Annotated in this window: 12 protein-coding genes; 4 read left to right on the top strand and 8 right to left on the bottom strand. The window is 70.3% G+C overall.

Annotation, left to right across the window (positions count from 1 at the left end; all coding sequences use genetic code 11):
- Positions 1-13: 13 nt before the first annotated feature.
- Positions 14-979, top strand: a complete 966-nt coding sequence (dapD, locus tag DEJ11_RS04460) for a 2,3,4,5-tetrahydropyridine-2,6-dicarboxylate N-succinyltransferase (RefSeq protein WP_111103150.1) — start codon at positions 14-16, stop codon at positions 977-979.
- A gap of 598 nt (positions 980-1,577) precedes the next feature.
- Here dapD and DEJ11_RS04455 read toward each other — a convergent pair.
- The 7 genes from DEJ11_RS04455 to typA form a co-directional block, all read right to left on the bottom strand.
- Positions 1,578-2,876, bottom strand: coding sequence for a citrate synthase (locus DEJ11_RS04455; RefSeq protein WP_111103151.1), 1,299 nt, complete (start codon positions 2,874-2,876; stop codon positions 1,578-1,580).
- Between the two features lie 164 nt (positions 2,877-3,040).
- Complete coding sequence (gene dapC, locus DEJ11_RS04450) at positions 3,041-4,159, bottom strand: succinyldiaminopimelate transaminase (RefSeq protein ID WP_111235445.1); 1,119 nt, start codon at positions 4,157-4,159, stop codon at positions 3,041-3,043.
- A gap of 11 nt (positions 4,160-4,170) precedes the next feature.
- Positions 4,171-4,488: a ferredoxin gene (fdxA, locus tag DEJ11_RS04445; RefSeq protein ID WP_111103207.1), complete on the bottom strand. Its 318-nt coding sequence runs from the start codon at positions 4,486-4,488 to the stop codon at positions 4,171-4,173.
- A gap of 35 nt (positions 4,489-4,523) precedes the next feature.
- Positions 4,524-5,708: a PIG-L family deacetylase gene (locus tag DEJ11_RS04440; protein ID WP_111103152.1), complete on the bottom strand. Its 1,185-nt coding sequence runs from the start codon at positions 5,706-5,708 to the stop codon at positions 4,524-4,526.
- Positions 5,709-5,727: 19 nt separating this feature from the next.
- Positions 5,728-6,276 (bottom strand): hypothetical protein, encoded by a 549-nt coding sequence (locus tag DEJ11_RS04435; protein ID WP_071404165.1) that lies wholly within the window; start codon positions 6,274-6,276, stop codon positions 5,728-5,730.
- Between the two features lie 117 nt (positions 6,277-6,393).
- Positions 6,394-7,587 (bottom strand): amidohydrolase, encoded by a 1,194-nt coding sequence (locus DEJ11_RS04430; RefSeq protein WP_220038315.1) that lies wholly within the window; start codon positions 7,585-7,587, stop codon positions 6,394-6,396.
- 100 nt (positions 7,588-7,687) lie between these two features.
- A complete protein-coding gene (gene typA, locus DEJ11_RS04425; protein WP_027464562.1) occupies positions 7,688-9,610 on the bottom strand; it encodes a translational GTPase TypA in 1,923 nt (640 codons plus the stop codon).
- A gap of 121 nt (positions 9,611-9,731) precedes the next feature.
- Here typA and DEJ11_RS04420 point away from each other — a divergent pair, with 121 nt between their 5' ends.
- From DEJ11_RS04420 to DEJ11_RS04410, 3 genes are all read left to right on the top strand, one after another.
- Positions 9,732-10,481, top strand: coding sequence for a CPBP family intramembrane glutamic endopeptidase (locus DEJ11_RS04420; protein ID WP_111103155.1), 750 nt, complete (start codon positions 9,732-9,734; stop codon positions 10,479-10,481).
- A 76-nt stretch (positions 10,482-10,557) separates the two neighbouring features.
- Positions 10,558-11,037, top strand: coding sequence for a peroxiredoxin (locus tag DEJ11_RS04415; protein ID WP_111103156.1), 480 nt, complete (start codon positions 10,558-10,560; stop codon positions 11,035-11,037).
- A 193-nt stretch (positions 11,038-11,230) separates the two neighbouring features.
- Positions 11,231-11,782, top strand: coding sequence for a PH domain-containing protein (locus DEJ11_RS04410; RefSeq protein ID WP_111103158.1), 552 nt, complete (start codon positions 11,231-11,233; stop codon positions 11,780-11,782).
- Between the two features lie 87 nt (positions 11,783-11,869).
- Here the strand turns inward: DEJ11_RS04410 and DEJ11_RS04405 are convergent, their stop codons facing one another.
- Complete coding sequence (locus tag DEJ11_RS04405; protein ID WP_111029560.1) at positions 11,870-13,588, bottom strand: ABC transporter family substrate-binding protein; 1,719 nt, start codon at positions 13,586-13,588, stop codon at positions 11,870-11,872.
- Between the last annotated feature and the right edge of the window lie 139 nt (positions 13,589-13,727).

Genomic DNA, 13,727 nt, shown 5'->3' with positions numbered 1-13,727 from the left:
GTACCCTGGAGCCGTGACCGACACGACTGCCACCGACCGCCCGACCCACGCCTGGGGCCACGGCCTCGCGACGATCGCCGCCGACGGCACGACGCTCGACACCTGGTACCCGGAGACACACCTCGGCGCGCTGCCCGCCGACGCCGTGTTCCCCGCCGAGCTGCAGGCGCACGTCGGTGACGACCCCCGCCGCCAGGTCCGGATCGAGGCCGTCACCACCGAGATCACGATCGACGCCGCTCCGACGGACACCCCGGACGCGTACCTCCGCCTGCACCTGCTGAGCCACCTGCACGTCCGCCCGAACGAGGTCTCCCTCGACGGCGTCTTCGGCCACCTGCCGATCGTCGCGTGGACGAACGCCGGCCCGGTGCACCCCGATTCCCTGACGCGCCTGCGCCCGTCCCTGCAGCGCGCCGGCATCGCCGTGCACGCCATCGACAAGTTCCCGCGCCTGCTCGACTACGTCGTGCCGGACCGCGTCCGCATCGGTGACGCCAACCGCGTCCGCCTCGGCGCACACCTGGCGCCGGGCACCACAGTCATGCACGAGGGCTTCGTCAACTTCAACGCCGGCACCCTCGGTGACGCCATGATCGAGGGCCGCGTCTCGCAGGGCGTCGTCGTCGGCAACGGCACCGACATCGGCGGCGGCGCCTCGATCATGGGCACGCTGTCCGGCGGCGGCACCCACCGCGTCTCGCTCGGCGAACGCGCGCTGCTCGGCGCGAACGCGGGCCTCGGCATCTCGCTCGGCGACGACTCCGTCATCGAGGCCGGTCTCTACGTCACGGCCGGCACGAAGGTGGTGCTGGTCGGCGCGGCACCGAACCCCGACGGCACCCCGAAGACCGTCAAGGCCGCGGAGCTCTCCGGCACCCCGAACATCCTGTTCCGCCGCAACAGCATCAGCGGCGCCGTCGAGGCACTGCAGCGCAAGGGCGAGGGCATCCAGCTGAACACCGCGCTGCACGCGTAGCGCCCGGCCAGCGGTCACGACGCGCCGCCTGCGCGCGCCGAGGTCGCACGAACTGTCGCTCCGGCACCTGCCGGACGACAGTTCGCGACCACTCGGCGGAGGTGAGCGGCGCGGCCCACGATCGCGCTCCCACCGACGCACGCACGGGAGGCCCGGTGCCGGTCCACGAGACCGGCACCGGGCCTCCAGGCCGTCGCGTCCAGAGCCCCGCGAGCGGTCACAACACGCCGTCCGCGTGCGCCGAGGGCGCACGAACCGTCGTTTCGACACCCGCCGGACGACCGTTCGCGACCACTCGGCAGAGGTGAGCGGCGCGCCCCGCCGCCCCGCGCCCGACACGCCCGCACGGGAGGCCCGGTGCCGGTCCACGAGACCGGCACCGGGCCTCCAGGCGGTCGCGTCCAGTGCCCCGCGAGTGGTCACAACACGCCGTCCGCGTGCGCCGAGGGCGCACCAACCGTCGGTTCGACACCCGCTCAACGACAGTTCGCGACCACTCGGCGGAGGCGAGCGGCGCGTCCTGCCGGACGGCGGCACGCGGCGCGTACGCACGAGCGCCCCGCGCCACGGAACCGTGGGGCGGGGCGCTCGGGGTCGATCAGCGCTCGGGGACGTCGCGCTCGGGCGCACCCACGTAGAGCTGCTGCGGGCGACCGATCTTGTTGAGCGGGTCGTTGTTCAGCTCGCGCCATTGTGCGATCCAGCCCGGCAGACGACCGATCGCGAACAGGACGGTGAACATCCGCGGCGGGAAGCCCATCGCCTTGTAGATGATGCCGGTGTAGAAGTCGACGTTCGGGTAGAGCTTGCGGCTGACGAAGTACTCGTCCTCGAGTGCGATCTGCTCGAGTTCCATCGCGATGTCGAGCAGGTCGTCCTGCACGCCGAGGGACTCGAGGACCTCGTGCGCGGACTCCTTGACGAGCTTCGCGCGCGGGTCGTAGTTCTTGTAGACGCGGTGCCCGAAGCCCATGAGCTTGACGCCCTGCTCCTTGTTCTTCACCCGCTCGACGAAGCGCGTCACGGGCTCGCCCGAGTCCTTGATCTGCTGGAGCATCTCGAGGACAGCCTCGTTCGCGCCGCCGTGCAGCGGACCGTACAGGGCGTTGATGCCGGCCGAGATCGAGGCGAACATGTTCGCCTTCGTCGAGCCGACCATGCGCACCGTCGAGGTCGAGGCGTTCTGCTCGTGGTCCTCGTGCAGGATGAGGAGCCGCTCGAGCGCCTTCGAGAGCACCGGGTTGGGCTTGTAGGTCTCGGCCATGGTGCCGAAGTTCAGCCGCAGGAAGTTGTCGACGAACGACAGCGAGTTGTCCGGGTACAGGAACGCCTGCCCGATGGCCTTCTTGTGGGCGTAGGCCGCGATCACCGGGAGCTTGGCGAGGAGCCGGACGGTCTGCAGCTCGACCTTCTCGGGGTCGTCCACGTCCATGTCGTCCTCGTAGTACGTGGACAGGGCGCTCACGGCGCTCGAGAGCACGGACATCGGGTGCGCCGAGTGCGGCAGGGCGTCGAACAGGCGGCGGAGGTCTTCGTGCAGCAGGGTGTGCCGACGGATGCGGGCGTCGAACTGCTCGAGCTCGGTGGGGGTCGGCAGCTCGCCGTAGATCAGGAGCCACGCGACCTCGAGGAAGGTGCAGTTGCCGGCGATCTGGTCGATCGGGTACCCGCGGTAGCGCAGGATGCCCTGGTCGCCGTCGATGTAGGTGATCGCGCTCTTCGTCGCACCGGTGTTCACGAACCCGTAGTCGAGCGTGTTCATCCCGGTCTGCTTCTTGAAGGTCGAGATGTCGATCGCGGACGCGCCGTCGACGCTCTGCAGGATCGGGAACTCCGCCGTGCCACCCGGGAACGTCAGTGTCGCGGTCGCGCCCTGCTGTTCGGCGGCGGGACTCACGGGGACGGGCGTGGTGGGCGGTGTGGCCGTCTTCTGAGCGTCATTGGCAGTGTCAGTCACGAGGACAGCCTAATCGCGGCACCTGTCGGTCGTGCACACATCCCAGGTGACGATTTGGTGGTTCCCAGGGATTGCGGGCACCACCGGAACGACTCGTGTCCGTGCTACGCGGTGCCGAGGCGACGGCTGCTCGCCAGTCGCTGCGACGCTGCGGCGATGCGCTCGTCGGTCGCCGTCAGGGCCACGCGGACGTGCTCGCCCCCTGCTGCGCCGTAGAACGTGCCCGGTGCGACGAGGATCCCGCGGTCGGCGAGCCAGGCCACGGTGTCGAGTGCGGGTTCGCCGCGGGTGGCCCAGAGGTAGAGACCGGCCTCGCTGTGGTCGATCCGGAACCCGGCATCCTCGAGTGCTCGCCGGAGCATGTTCCGTCGCGCTCGGTAGCGGGCCTTCTGCTGCTGCACGTGGGTCTCGTCCTGGAGCGCGACGACCATGGCCTGCTGCACGGGCAGCGGCGGCATGAGCCCCGCGTGCTTCCGGACGGCCAGGACGTCGGCCAGGATCGCGGCGTCACCGGCGACGAAGGCCGCACGGTAGCCGGCGAGGTTCGACTGCTTCGACAGCGAGTACACGCTGAGCACGCCGTCGAGCGAGTCACCGACCACCCGGGGGTCCAGGATCGTGGGCGTCGGGGTGGTGGCGTACTCCGGGTCCCACCCGAGCTCGGCGTAGCACTCGTCGCCGACGATGACGGCTCCGAGCTCGCGGGCGCGCACCACGGCGGCGCGGAGCTCGTCGATGGTCAGCACGCGGCCGTCGGGGTTGCCCGGGGAGTTCAGCCACACGAGCTTCGTGCTGGACGGCCACGCCGCCGGGTCGTCCGACGCGAGGGCCTCGGCGCGGACCAGTGCGGCGCCGAGCTCGTACGTCGGGTACGCGGCGGCCGGGAACACCACGGTGTCACCGGGGCCGATGCCGAGCCAGAGCGCGAGGCCCGCGATGAACTCCTTCGAGCCGATCGTCGGCAGCGCGTTCGCCTCGGTCAGGGCGACGCCGTGCCGGCGGCCGTACCAGTCGGCGATGGCCTGCCGCAGCGCCGGGGTGCCGGCGACCTGCGGGTAGGCGTGCGCGTCGGTCGCGGTGGCCAGGGCGGTGCGGACGACCTCGGGCGTGGGGTCGACGGGCGACCCGACGCTGAGGTCGACGATGCCGCCCTCGTACGCCGCGGCGCGCTGCTTGAACGGGACGAGCTGGTCCCAGGGGAAGTCGGGGAGGTCGAGCGCCACGAGGGGTCCGGTCAGCCGCGGACGGGCTCGGCCGCGACGACGGCGTGGTCCTTGTGGATCACGCCGACCTTCGCAGCGCCGCCGGGCGACCCGACCTCGTCGAAGAACTCGACGTTGGCCTTGTAGTAGTCGGCCCACTGGTCGGGCAGGTCGTCCTCGTAGTAGATGGCCTCGACGGGGCAGACCGGCTCACACGCACCGCAGTCGACGCACTCGTCGGGGTGGATGTAGAGCGAGCGGTCACCCTCGTAGATGCAGTCGACCGGGCATTCGTCGATGCAGGCGCGGTCCTTGACGTCGACACACGGCTGGGCGATCACGTAGGTCACGGTTCGGGTGCTCCCTTCGACGAGCGGGTTCGAGTCTACTCGCGGCCCGGGGCCGTCCGGGACCGCAGCCCCGACAGGTCCGGCCACGCGAGGACCAGGGCGGCGATGACCGCGGGGGCGAAGGTCCACACGTACCCGGCCGCGTTGGCGAGGACGAGCGGCGAGCTCTCCCCGCCGACCGACACGAGCACCTGCGTCGCGACGAGGATCCCGATGCCGATCGCGGCGACCATCGCCCGCGAGCGGTAGACGAGCCGCACGCCCACGGTCAGGCCGAGCACGATGAGGGTGGTGACGACGAGCCCGACCGGGAACGCGCCGAGCGTCTGCTGGTGCGTGACCGTCCCGAGCCCGCCGGCGAGCAGCCCGAGCAGCAGCGAGACGACGACCGCCGCGGCCTTGCCCTGGCCGGACATCTCGGCGTAGGTCTGCGGGGCCGCCGGCTGCGGGGCCGCGTCGTGCCGGAACGCCTCGACCGCCGGGGCGTGCTGCCGGACGCCGTGCGGCATCACCCACGACAGGGCGCTCGGGTCGGCGGGGTCCACGGGGTCGACAGCGACCTGGGAGCGGTACTGCTCGACGGCCGCCCGCACCTTCGCCCGGACCGGCAGGACGTCGACCGTGACGTCGGCCTGACCGCTGGCGGGGTCGACGATCATCGAGAACGGGACTTCCTCGGCTCGGGCCGCGTACTGCGCCGCGTGGTGCATCCGCACGTGGTCGGGGTGCCCGTAGCCGCCGTCGTCGGCGTAGCTGATCACGGCGTCGGCACCGGTGGAGCGGATGGCTGCACGGACGTCGTCCACCACCTCGCCCAGGTCCGCCGCGGTGAGCGAGTCGGCCGGGGCGTCGTCCGCGGCGGTGGCCCGCCCGTCCGGGCCCCACTGCATGCCCGAGTCGACGTAGCGACGCTCCGGCAGGTCGGTCGGCCGGGCACCGCGCCCGCCGAGCCACAGGTGCTGCGGACCACCGAGGGCGGCCAGGGCCGCGGCGATCTCGGTCTCCCGGTGCCGCGCCACCCGCGCGGGGTCGCCGGCCAGCGGGGCCAACTGCTCCGTGAGCATCTCACCGCGCTCGCCCCGGGTCGCGGTGAGCACGGTCACCTCGGCGCCGCGCTCGAGCAGGGTCGCGATGGTCCCGCCCGACGAGAGCGTCTCGTCGTCGGGGTGGGCGTGCACGATCAGGACGCGCTCGGGGCGCGTGGCGGGGGCCTTCGACATCGTCCCCAAGGGTACGGGACTAGCGGGGCGTGACGATGTAGGTCGCCGTGACGCCGCCGCTGTCCTTGGTCTCCGAGAAGGTCAGGACGACGCGGTAGGCGTCGCTCCGGAACATGCCGAACGCGCTCGAGGAGTCCGCACGCTTCGCCGACTCGGTGTACCCGGCGTCGGTGAGCTGTTGCACGGCGGCCTGGAAGTCATCGACCGAGGCCGCGCGGACCTGCGCGACCCACCCGGAGCCGTTCGGGCCGGCTCCCCCACCGAGCACGGTGCCGTCGACGAGCGGGACGTCGGCCGACGGGAACCCGTCCGGCACCTTGCCGTCGGAGGTCACATCGGCACCCTTGAGCGCCGTGTCGAGCGCGCCGTCGATGCCACCGGCGACCGAGGACATGCCGTCCTGGATCGCCTTGCCGTCGATGCCGGCGACCCCGTCGGCGACGTTCGACGCGACGGAGGACCCGAGGTCGGTGGCCTGCTGCACGGCCTGGGTCGAGCAGCCGGTGAGTCCGGCCAGGGCGATGCCGGCAGCGACGGCGGCGATCAGCGGGGTGCGGAGGGAGCGCATGGCGCGACCGTAACGGACGAGCCGGGAGGCCCGGCGCGAGTTGGCTGTGAACGTGCCGTCCCCGGGGCGGTCACGTGCGCGGCGGGGCCGCCCCGGGCCTCCTTCCCGAAGAACGTGTCAGGCGACGTAGGCGCGCGTCGCCGCGACCAGGGCATCGACACCGACCGGGATCGCGGTCTCGGCCTGCGGCGCGTAGAACGGCGAGTGGTTGCTCGGGATCTCCTCGCCGCGGCGGAAGCGCTCCGGGGCGGTGATGCCCGTGAACCAGTACACGAGCGGCGCTCCGGCGGCGGTGGCGAGCTGGCCGACGTCCTCCGACGCCATGGCGAGCCCGATCTCCAGGTCGCGGGCTCCCGGCACCTCGGCGCGGATGGCCTCGAGCACGGTGGCGGCGGCATCGGCGTCGTTCACGGTGACCTCGGCGCCCGGCGCGCGCACGATCGTCGGCTCGGACAGGCCTCCGGCCGTGCTCTCGGCCCGGACGATGCGCTCGATCGAGGCGATGATGCGCTGGCGCGTCTCCTCGTTGCGGGCCCGGGTCGAGATCTCGATGACGGCCTCGTCGGGGATGATGTTCGCCCGCGTGCCGGCGTGGAAGCTGCCGACGGTGACGACCCCCGCGTCGCTCGGCGAGACCTCGCGGGCGACGACGGTCTGCAGCCGCACGACGGCCGAGGCCGCGGTGACGACCGGGTCGAGCGAGGCCTGCGGTGCCGAACCGTGCGCCCCACGACCGTTGAAGGTCACCGTCAGCCGGTCGCTCGACGCCATCACGGGGCCGGTGCCGACCGCGACGATGCCGACCGGTGCGGGTGCGGAGTGCTGCCCGAGCACGACATCCGGCTTCGGGAACCGCTCGACCAGGCCGTCCTCGACCATCGCGCGGGCGCCGGAGATGACCTCTTCAGCAGGCTGGAAGACGGCGACGACCGTGCCGCGCCAGTCCCCCGTGGTCGCCACCAGGCGCTCCAGCGTGCCGAGCAGCCACGTGACGTGGATGTCGTGGCCGCAGGCGTGCATGGTCGGGACCTCGCGGCCCTCGTCGTCGGTGCCGACGTGCTCGCTGGCGTAGGACAGGCCGGTGCGTTCCTGCACGGGCAGGCCGTCCATGTCGGCGCGGAGCCAGACCACGGGGCCCTCGCCGTTCGACACGACACCGACGACGCCGGTGCCGCCGACGCCCGTCGTCACCTCGATCCCACCGATCTCGGCGAGCTTCGCAGTGATGACACCGGCGGTGCGGTGCTCCTGGAAGCCGAGCTCCGGGTGGGCGTGCAGGTCCTGGTAGATCGAGAGCAGGTCGAGAGTCACGCTGACCACGGTACAACCGCGAACGGCCCGGCCACCTGTTGCAGGTGACCGGGCCGTCGGACGGAGGACGGGCCTCCGCGCGTGTTGCTCGTGCTGGTGCTTACGCGTCCTGGCGCTTGAGACGCGCGTAGGAGCGCTGGCGAGCCGACGCGTCCAGCTCGACCTTGCGGATGCGCACGGCGGCGGGGGTGACCTCGACGCACTCGTCCTCACGGGCGAACTCGAGGCACTCCTCCAACGAGAGCTGACGCGACGGCGTCATCGACTCGAACGTGTCGGCGTTGGCCGACCGCATGTTGGTGAGCTTCTTCTCCTTGGTGATGTTCACGTCCATGTCGTCGGCGCGCGAGTTCTCGCCGATGACCATGCCCTCGTAGACCTCTTCGGTCGGGTTGACGAAGAACGACATCCGCTCCTGGAGGTTCGTGATGGCGAACGGCGTCACCACACCGGAGCGGTCGGAGACGATCGAGCCGTTGATGCGGGTCTGGATCGCGCCGGCCCACTCGTCGTAGCCGTGGAAGATCGCGTTGGCGATGCCGGTGCCGCGGGTCTCCGTGAGGAAGGACGTGCGGAAGCCGATCAGGCCGCGCGACGGGACGATAAACTCCATGCGCACCCAGCCGGTGCCGTGGTTCGTCATGTTCTCCATGCGGCCCTTGCGAGCGGCCATGAGCTGCGTGATCGCGCCGAGGTACTCCTCCGGCGTGTCGATCGTCATGTGCTCGTACGGCTCCTGCAGCTTGCCGTTCTCGTCACGCTTCGTGACCACCTGCGGCTTGCCGACGGTGAGCTCGAAGCCCTCGCGACGCATCTGCTCGACCAGGATGGCGAGTGCGAGCTCACCACGACCCTGGACCTCCCACGCGTCGGGGCGGCCGATGTCGAGGACCTTGAGCGAGACGTTGCCGACGAGCTCGCGGTCGAGGCGCTCCTTGACCATGCGGGCGGTCAGCTTGTGGCCCTTGACCTTGCCGACGAGCGGGCTGGTGTTCGTGCCGATCGTCATCGAGATCGCCGGGTCGTCGACCGTGATGGTCGGCAGCGGGCGGACGTCCTCGGGGTCGGTCAGGGTCTCGCCGATGGTGATCGTGTCGAAGCCGGCGACGGCGACGATGTCACCGGGGCCCGCCGACTCGGCCGGGTAGCGGTCGAGCGCCTTCGTGATGAGGAGCTCGGTGATGCGGGCGTTGACGACGGTGCCGTCGTGCTTGACCCACGCGACCGTCTGGCCCTTCTTCATGGTGCCGTGGAAGATGCGCAGGAGCGCCAGGCGACCGAGGAACGGGGAGGCGTCGAGGTTCGTGACGTGCGCCTGCAGCGGGTGCTCGTCGTCGTACTTCGGGGCCGGGACGTGCTGGAGGATCGCTTCGAACAGCGGCTCGAGGTCGTCGTTGTCGGGCAGCTCGCCGTCGTTCGGCTTGTTGCGCGACGCGGCGCCGTTGCGACCCGAGGCGTAGACCACCGGGACGTCGAGGATCGCGTCGAGGTCGAGGTCGTCGACCTCGTCCGACAGGTCGGAGGCGAGGCCGAGGAGCAGGTCCTGGGACTCGGAGACGACCTCGTCGATGCGGGAGTCGGGCCGGTCCGTCTTGTTGACGAGCAGGATCACCGGGAGCTTCGCGGCGAGCGCCTTGCGCAGCACGAAGCGGGTCTGGGGCAGGGGACCTTCGGAGGCGTCGACGAGCAGCACGACACCGTCGACCATGGAGAGGCCGCGCTCGACCTCACCACCGAAGTCGGCGTGACCGGGCGTGTCGATCACGTTGATGGTGATGGGGCCGTCCGCGCCGAACTCGGTCGCGTGCTTGCCGTTGTAGAGCACCGACGTGTTCTTCGCGAGGATCGTGATGCCCTTCTCGCGCTCGAGGTCGTTCGAGTCCATCATGCGGTCTTCGCCCTCGAAGTGGGCGTCGAACGAGTTGGTCTGCGTGAGCATCGCGTCGACGAGGGTGGTCTTGCCGTGGTCGACGTGTGCCACGATGGCGACGTTGCGCAGGTCGGACCGGGTGGCGAGCGCCATACAGGACATCCTTCAATTTCTGGGAGAGTGTCGGGCCAGTGTTTTCACAGCACCGCACCCGTGGGCAGAACGCCCGACACGCCAGTCTACCGGTAGTTCGCAAGCGACAGGAGTACAGCGCATGAGCCGTCGGCGAACGTGGGTCGAGATCGCCATCGTCCTGCTGCTCTCGCTCGGCGCCAGCGCCCTCTACTCGATCCTGCAGATCATCGACGACCTGTCCCAGACGACCCCGCTCGGCGAGCAGTCGACGGCGCTGAACACCTCGTCGACGACGGTGCAGTACGTCGACCTCGCCCGGCAGATCCTCGGCATCGCGGTGGACCTGGCCCCGGTCGCGCTCGTCTGCTACCTGCTGTGGAGCACGTCGCGACCACACCTCGGCCGGCTCGGGATCGACCGGTTCCGGGCGAAGCCGGACCTGGGCGGCCCGGCGCTCATCGCGCTGTGCATCGGGATCCCGGGGCTCGCGCTGTACTTCGCGGGGCGGGCGCTCGGCATCACGGTCGCGGTCGACCCCGCCGCGCTGAACTCGTACTGGTGGACGGTCCCGGTCCTGCTCCTGTCCGCGATCCGCTCGGGCCTGCAGGAAGAGGTGATCGTGATCGGGTACCTCTACGCCCGACTCGGCAACCTCGGGTGGGGCCGCTGGCAGATGATCCTGTCGACCGCCCTGCTGCGCGGCAGCTACCACCTGTACCAGGGGTTCGGGGCGTTCATCGGCAACGCGGTGATGGGCGTCGTGTTCGGCTGGATCTACACGAGGTGGGGCCGGCTCCTGCCGCTCGTCATCACGCACGCCCTGCTCGACGCCGTGGTCTTCGTCGGGTACCCCTGGGTGGCGCACGCGTTCCCGCAGTTGTTCTCGTAGGCCACGGAGCGCATCCACAGCCCCCGCACAGCGCGCCGAGGGTCACCCCCCGCCGAGTCGCCCTACCGTGAGACCCATGAGCATCCCCGCGATCGGCGAGTCCGCCCCGTCGTTCACCCTGCCGGGGATGGTCGTGCGCGGCGGCGTCCGCACCGACGACGAGTACAACCTGTCCGCCGAGATCGGCCGCACCGTGGTGCTGGCCTTCTACCCGGGCGACGCGACGGCGGTCTGCACGGCCCAGCTCTGCAGCTACCAGGCCGAACTCGACGAGTTCACCGACCTCGGCGCGACCGTGTGGGGCATCAGCCCGCAGGCACTCGACTCGCACGAGGGGTTCGCCCGCGGGTCCTCGCTCGCGTTCCCGCTGCTCAGTGACACCGCCGGCTCGGTGATCCGCGCCTACGGGGTGCAGGCACCGGGCATCGGCCTGCGTCGGTCGGTCTTCGTGATCGGCCCCGACGGCGTGGTCCGGTGGCGGCACGTCGGCCTGGTCGGTCTGCGGTTCCCGAAGGCCGAGACCATCCGCGAACAGATCGAACTGCTCGTTTCGTAGTCCTCGGCGTGGGATTCCCCTGAATGCGTCGCGATGGGGTATTGACACCCCAACTGGGGGCGACGACCATTGACGGCACGAGGGTCCGTCCAGGATCTGCCTCCCCGGGGAATCGGGTCGTCCGGAGATACGCGCCGGTGTGTCACACCCGCTCCCCGGGCGTCTCCGGGGAGGCATCTCGTACCCTCGTCCGGTGCCCACCACCATCGTCGCCCCCGGCCTGCGCGCCCTCGCCGTCGTCCTCTGGGTCGTGGCCGTCGTGCTCGTCCCACTGGCGCTGCTCGGCGGCGGCGCCCCCTGGCTCGTGCCGATCCCGAGCATCGCCGTCGCGTTCGTCGCCTGGTCAGCGCTGTGGCGTCCCCGGATCGAGCTGACGCCGGAGCACCTGCGCATCGTGGACGTCCGGCGGACCAGCACCTACACCTGGTCACGGATCAGCGAGGTGCGCACGAAGTACGGCATCGAGGTGGTCACCAGCGAGGGCGTCCGCCGCGTCTGGATCGCGACCCGCCCGACGGCGCGTCTCGCCGCGCACACCGGTGACCAGCCGGGAGGCCCGGATCGCCTGGACGTCGACGCTGCGGCCGCGCAGATGCTGGCCCACGTGCCCGCCCCGGCCGAGCAGGACGGCCCGCCCCCGTCGACCGTGACGGCTGCGCCGATCACGCACCGCACCCACGGCTGGACGATCCTGGCGATGGTCGTCCTCGGGGTCGCGGCGTCGCTGGCGGCGGCACGGTTCTGACGGTCACGACGCAGAACGACACCCCCGACGTCGTGCGACGTCGGGGGTGTCGTTCGTGTGCGGTGGCGTTCGTGAACGCGGTCGCGACTACTTCGTGTAGCCGACGTCCTGCCACTTGACCGAGGACTGCTGGAACTGCGCCGGACCGTAGTTCACCAGGTCCTTGCGCACACCCCAGGCGTACGGCTCGGCGAACAGCGGGATGGTGCCGGCGACCGCGACGATCTTCTTGTCGATGGCCTGCGCGTCCTTGATGCGGGCATCCGGGTCGAGCTCGCCGTTCGCCTTGTCCCACGCGGCACCGAGCGAGTCGTCCGTCACGCCGGTGTAGTTCTGGCCGGCGTCGGCGGGGTAGTAGATCGACTTCAGCGACGAGATCGGGAACGGGGTGCCCTGCCACGCGAAGTACGTGGCGTCGAAGTCACGGGTCGTCGTGGTGATGTACTTCGTGAAGAAGTCATCGGTGGGCACGGTGTCGATGGTCACCTTGAAGCCGGCGAGCTTGGTCTGCTGCTGCACGAGCTGCGCGACGTTCGCCGAGTTCGGGTTGTCCGACGGGATCACGAAGCGGACGTCGAGTTCCTTGCCGCCCTTGGTTGCGTAGCCGTCCGAGCCGATCTTCCAGCCGGCGTCCTCGAGCTTCGACTTCGCCTTGTCGGTGCTGTAGCCGTAGACGCTCGACGCGTCGTCCTCGTAGCCCTGCTGTCCGGGCAGGTAGACGAGGTTGTTGAGCACGTCGCCCGGGCTCTTCACCGGCGACAGGATCGCCTGGGCCACGACCTTGCGGTTGATGGCCTGTGCGAACGCCTGGCGCACGTCCTGGTCCTTGAAGACGTCCGAGGTGCCGTTCAGCGTGATCTGACGCTGCGTGGTGCCGAGCGAGCGCTCGATCTTCGAGTCGGAGCGCGAGTTCGCCGTCTTGAGGTTGTCGGCGCTGCCGTTCAGGTTGAAGGCGTCGAGCTCCTTGTTGCCGTACGCCTGGGCGACGCCGTCACGCGAGACCGTCTTGAAGACGATCGTGTCGAGCTTGCCCGGGTCACCCCACCACTTGGAGTTCTTCTCGAAGGTCACGACGCCACCGTTGGTGTCGAAGGACTTCAGGATGTACGGACCACCGGAGACGTAGGTCTTGCCGTCGGCGGCGTACGGCGCCTTGGCCCAGGCCTTGTTGAAGTGGTCCGGGGTGTCGACGGCCCAGTACGGGTAGATGGCGGTCAGGACGCTCGCCCAGTCGGCGTTGGTCTTCGAGAACGTCATGATGACGTCACGCTCGTCGGAGCCCTGCTTGACCGAGTCCACGTCCTCCCACACGTTGGTGGCGAGGGGCGCGAACGCCTTGTTCGTGCCGTTCAGCGCCTTCCAGTTCGCGATGACGTCCTTCGCGCTGATCGGGGTGCCGTCCGACCACACGGCCTTCGGGTTGATCTTGATCTCGACGGTCTGGGGCGAGTCCTTGGTCAGCTCGACGGACGTCGCGTAGTCCTTGTTCGCCTCCCACTCGCCGTTCTCCTTGAACTGGATGAAGCCCGGCAGGTAGGTCTGCGAGATCGTCGTGTCGTCGACGGTCCCCGAGTCCAGGTTGGCCAGCTGCCAGTTCGCCGGAGCCGTGTCGATCGGCAGGGTGATCGACCCGCCGTCCTTCACGTCGGCGCGGTCCGCGACGGTCCAGCCGGTCGACTTCAGCGACGACTCGGCGACCGCGGAGTTGTCGCCGCCCGCTTCTCCGCCGCCGGAGCAGCCGGCCAGCACGACGGCAGCAGCCGCAGCGGTGGCCAGGACGGCGATGCCCTTGATCCTCTTTCGCATGGCGAGGATTCCCTTTCGTTGTGGTTCGCGCAGATCGCGCGGGACCGCGGCGGCCCCCGCCGTCGCGCCTGTTGGTTGAGAACCCTAGCCACATCCGAAGGCGGCACAAGGGTCTGTGCGATGAATCGAAACACGCTCG

Origin of the sequence: Curtobacterium sp. MCLR17_058 (genome assembly GCF_003234705.2) — a bacterium.
Classification (GTDB): domain Bacteria; phylum Actinomycetota; class Actinomycetes; order Actinomycetales; family Microbacteriaceae; genus Curtobacterium; species Curtobacterium flaccumfaciens.
Note: the sequence above shows the minus strand (reverse complement) of the source record. Positions and strands in the feature narration are given on the sequence as shown.

Bases quoted from the DNA above. Each gene is read 5' to 3' on its own strand.
- DEJ11_RS04420 (WP_111103155.1), top strand. From the start codon at position 9,732: ATGAGCCGTCGGCGAACGTGGGTCGAGATCGCCATCGTCCTGCTGCTC.
- DEJ11_RS04435 (WP_071404165.1), bottom strand. From the start codon at position 6,276: ATGCGCTCCCTCCGCACCCCGCTGATCGCCGCCGTCGCTGCCGGCATC.
- DEJ11_RS04415 (WP_111103156.1), top strand. From the start codon at position 10,558: ATGAGCATCCCCGCGATCGGCGAGTCCGCCCCGTCGTTCACCCTGCCG.
- DEJ11_RS04405 (WP_111029560.1), bottom strand. From the start codon at position 13,588: ATGCGAAAGAGGATCAAGGGCATCGCCGTCCTGGCCACCGCTGCGGCT.
- typA (WP_027464562.1), bottom strand. From the start codon at position 9,610: ATGGCGCTCGCCACCCGGTCCGACCTGCGCAACGTCGCCATCGTGGCA.
- DEJ11_RS04440 (WP_111103152.1), bottom strand. From the start codon at position 5,708: ATGTCGAAGGCCCCCGCCACGCGCCCCGAGCGCGTCCTGATCGTGCAC.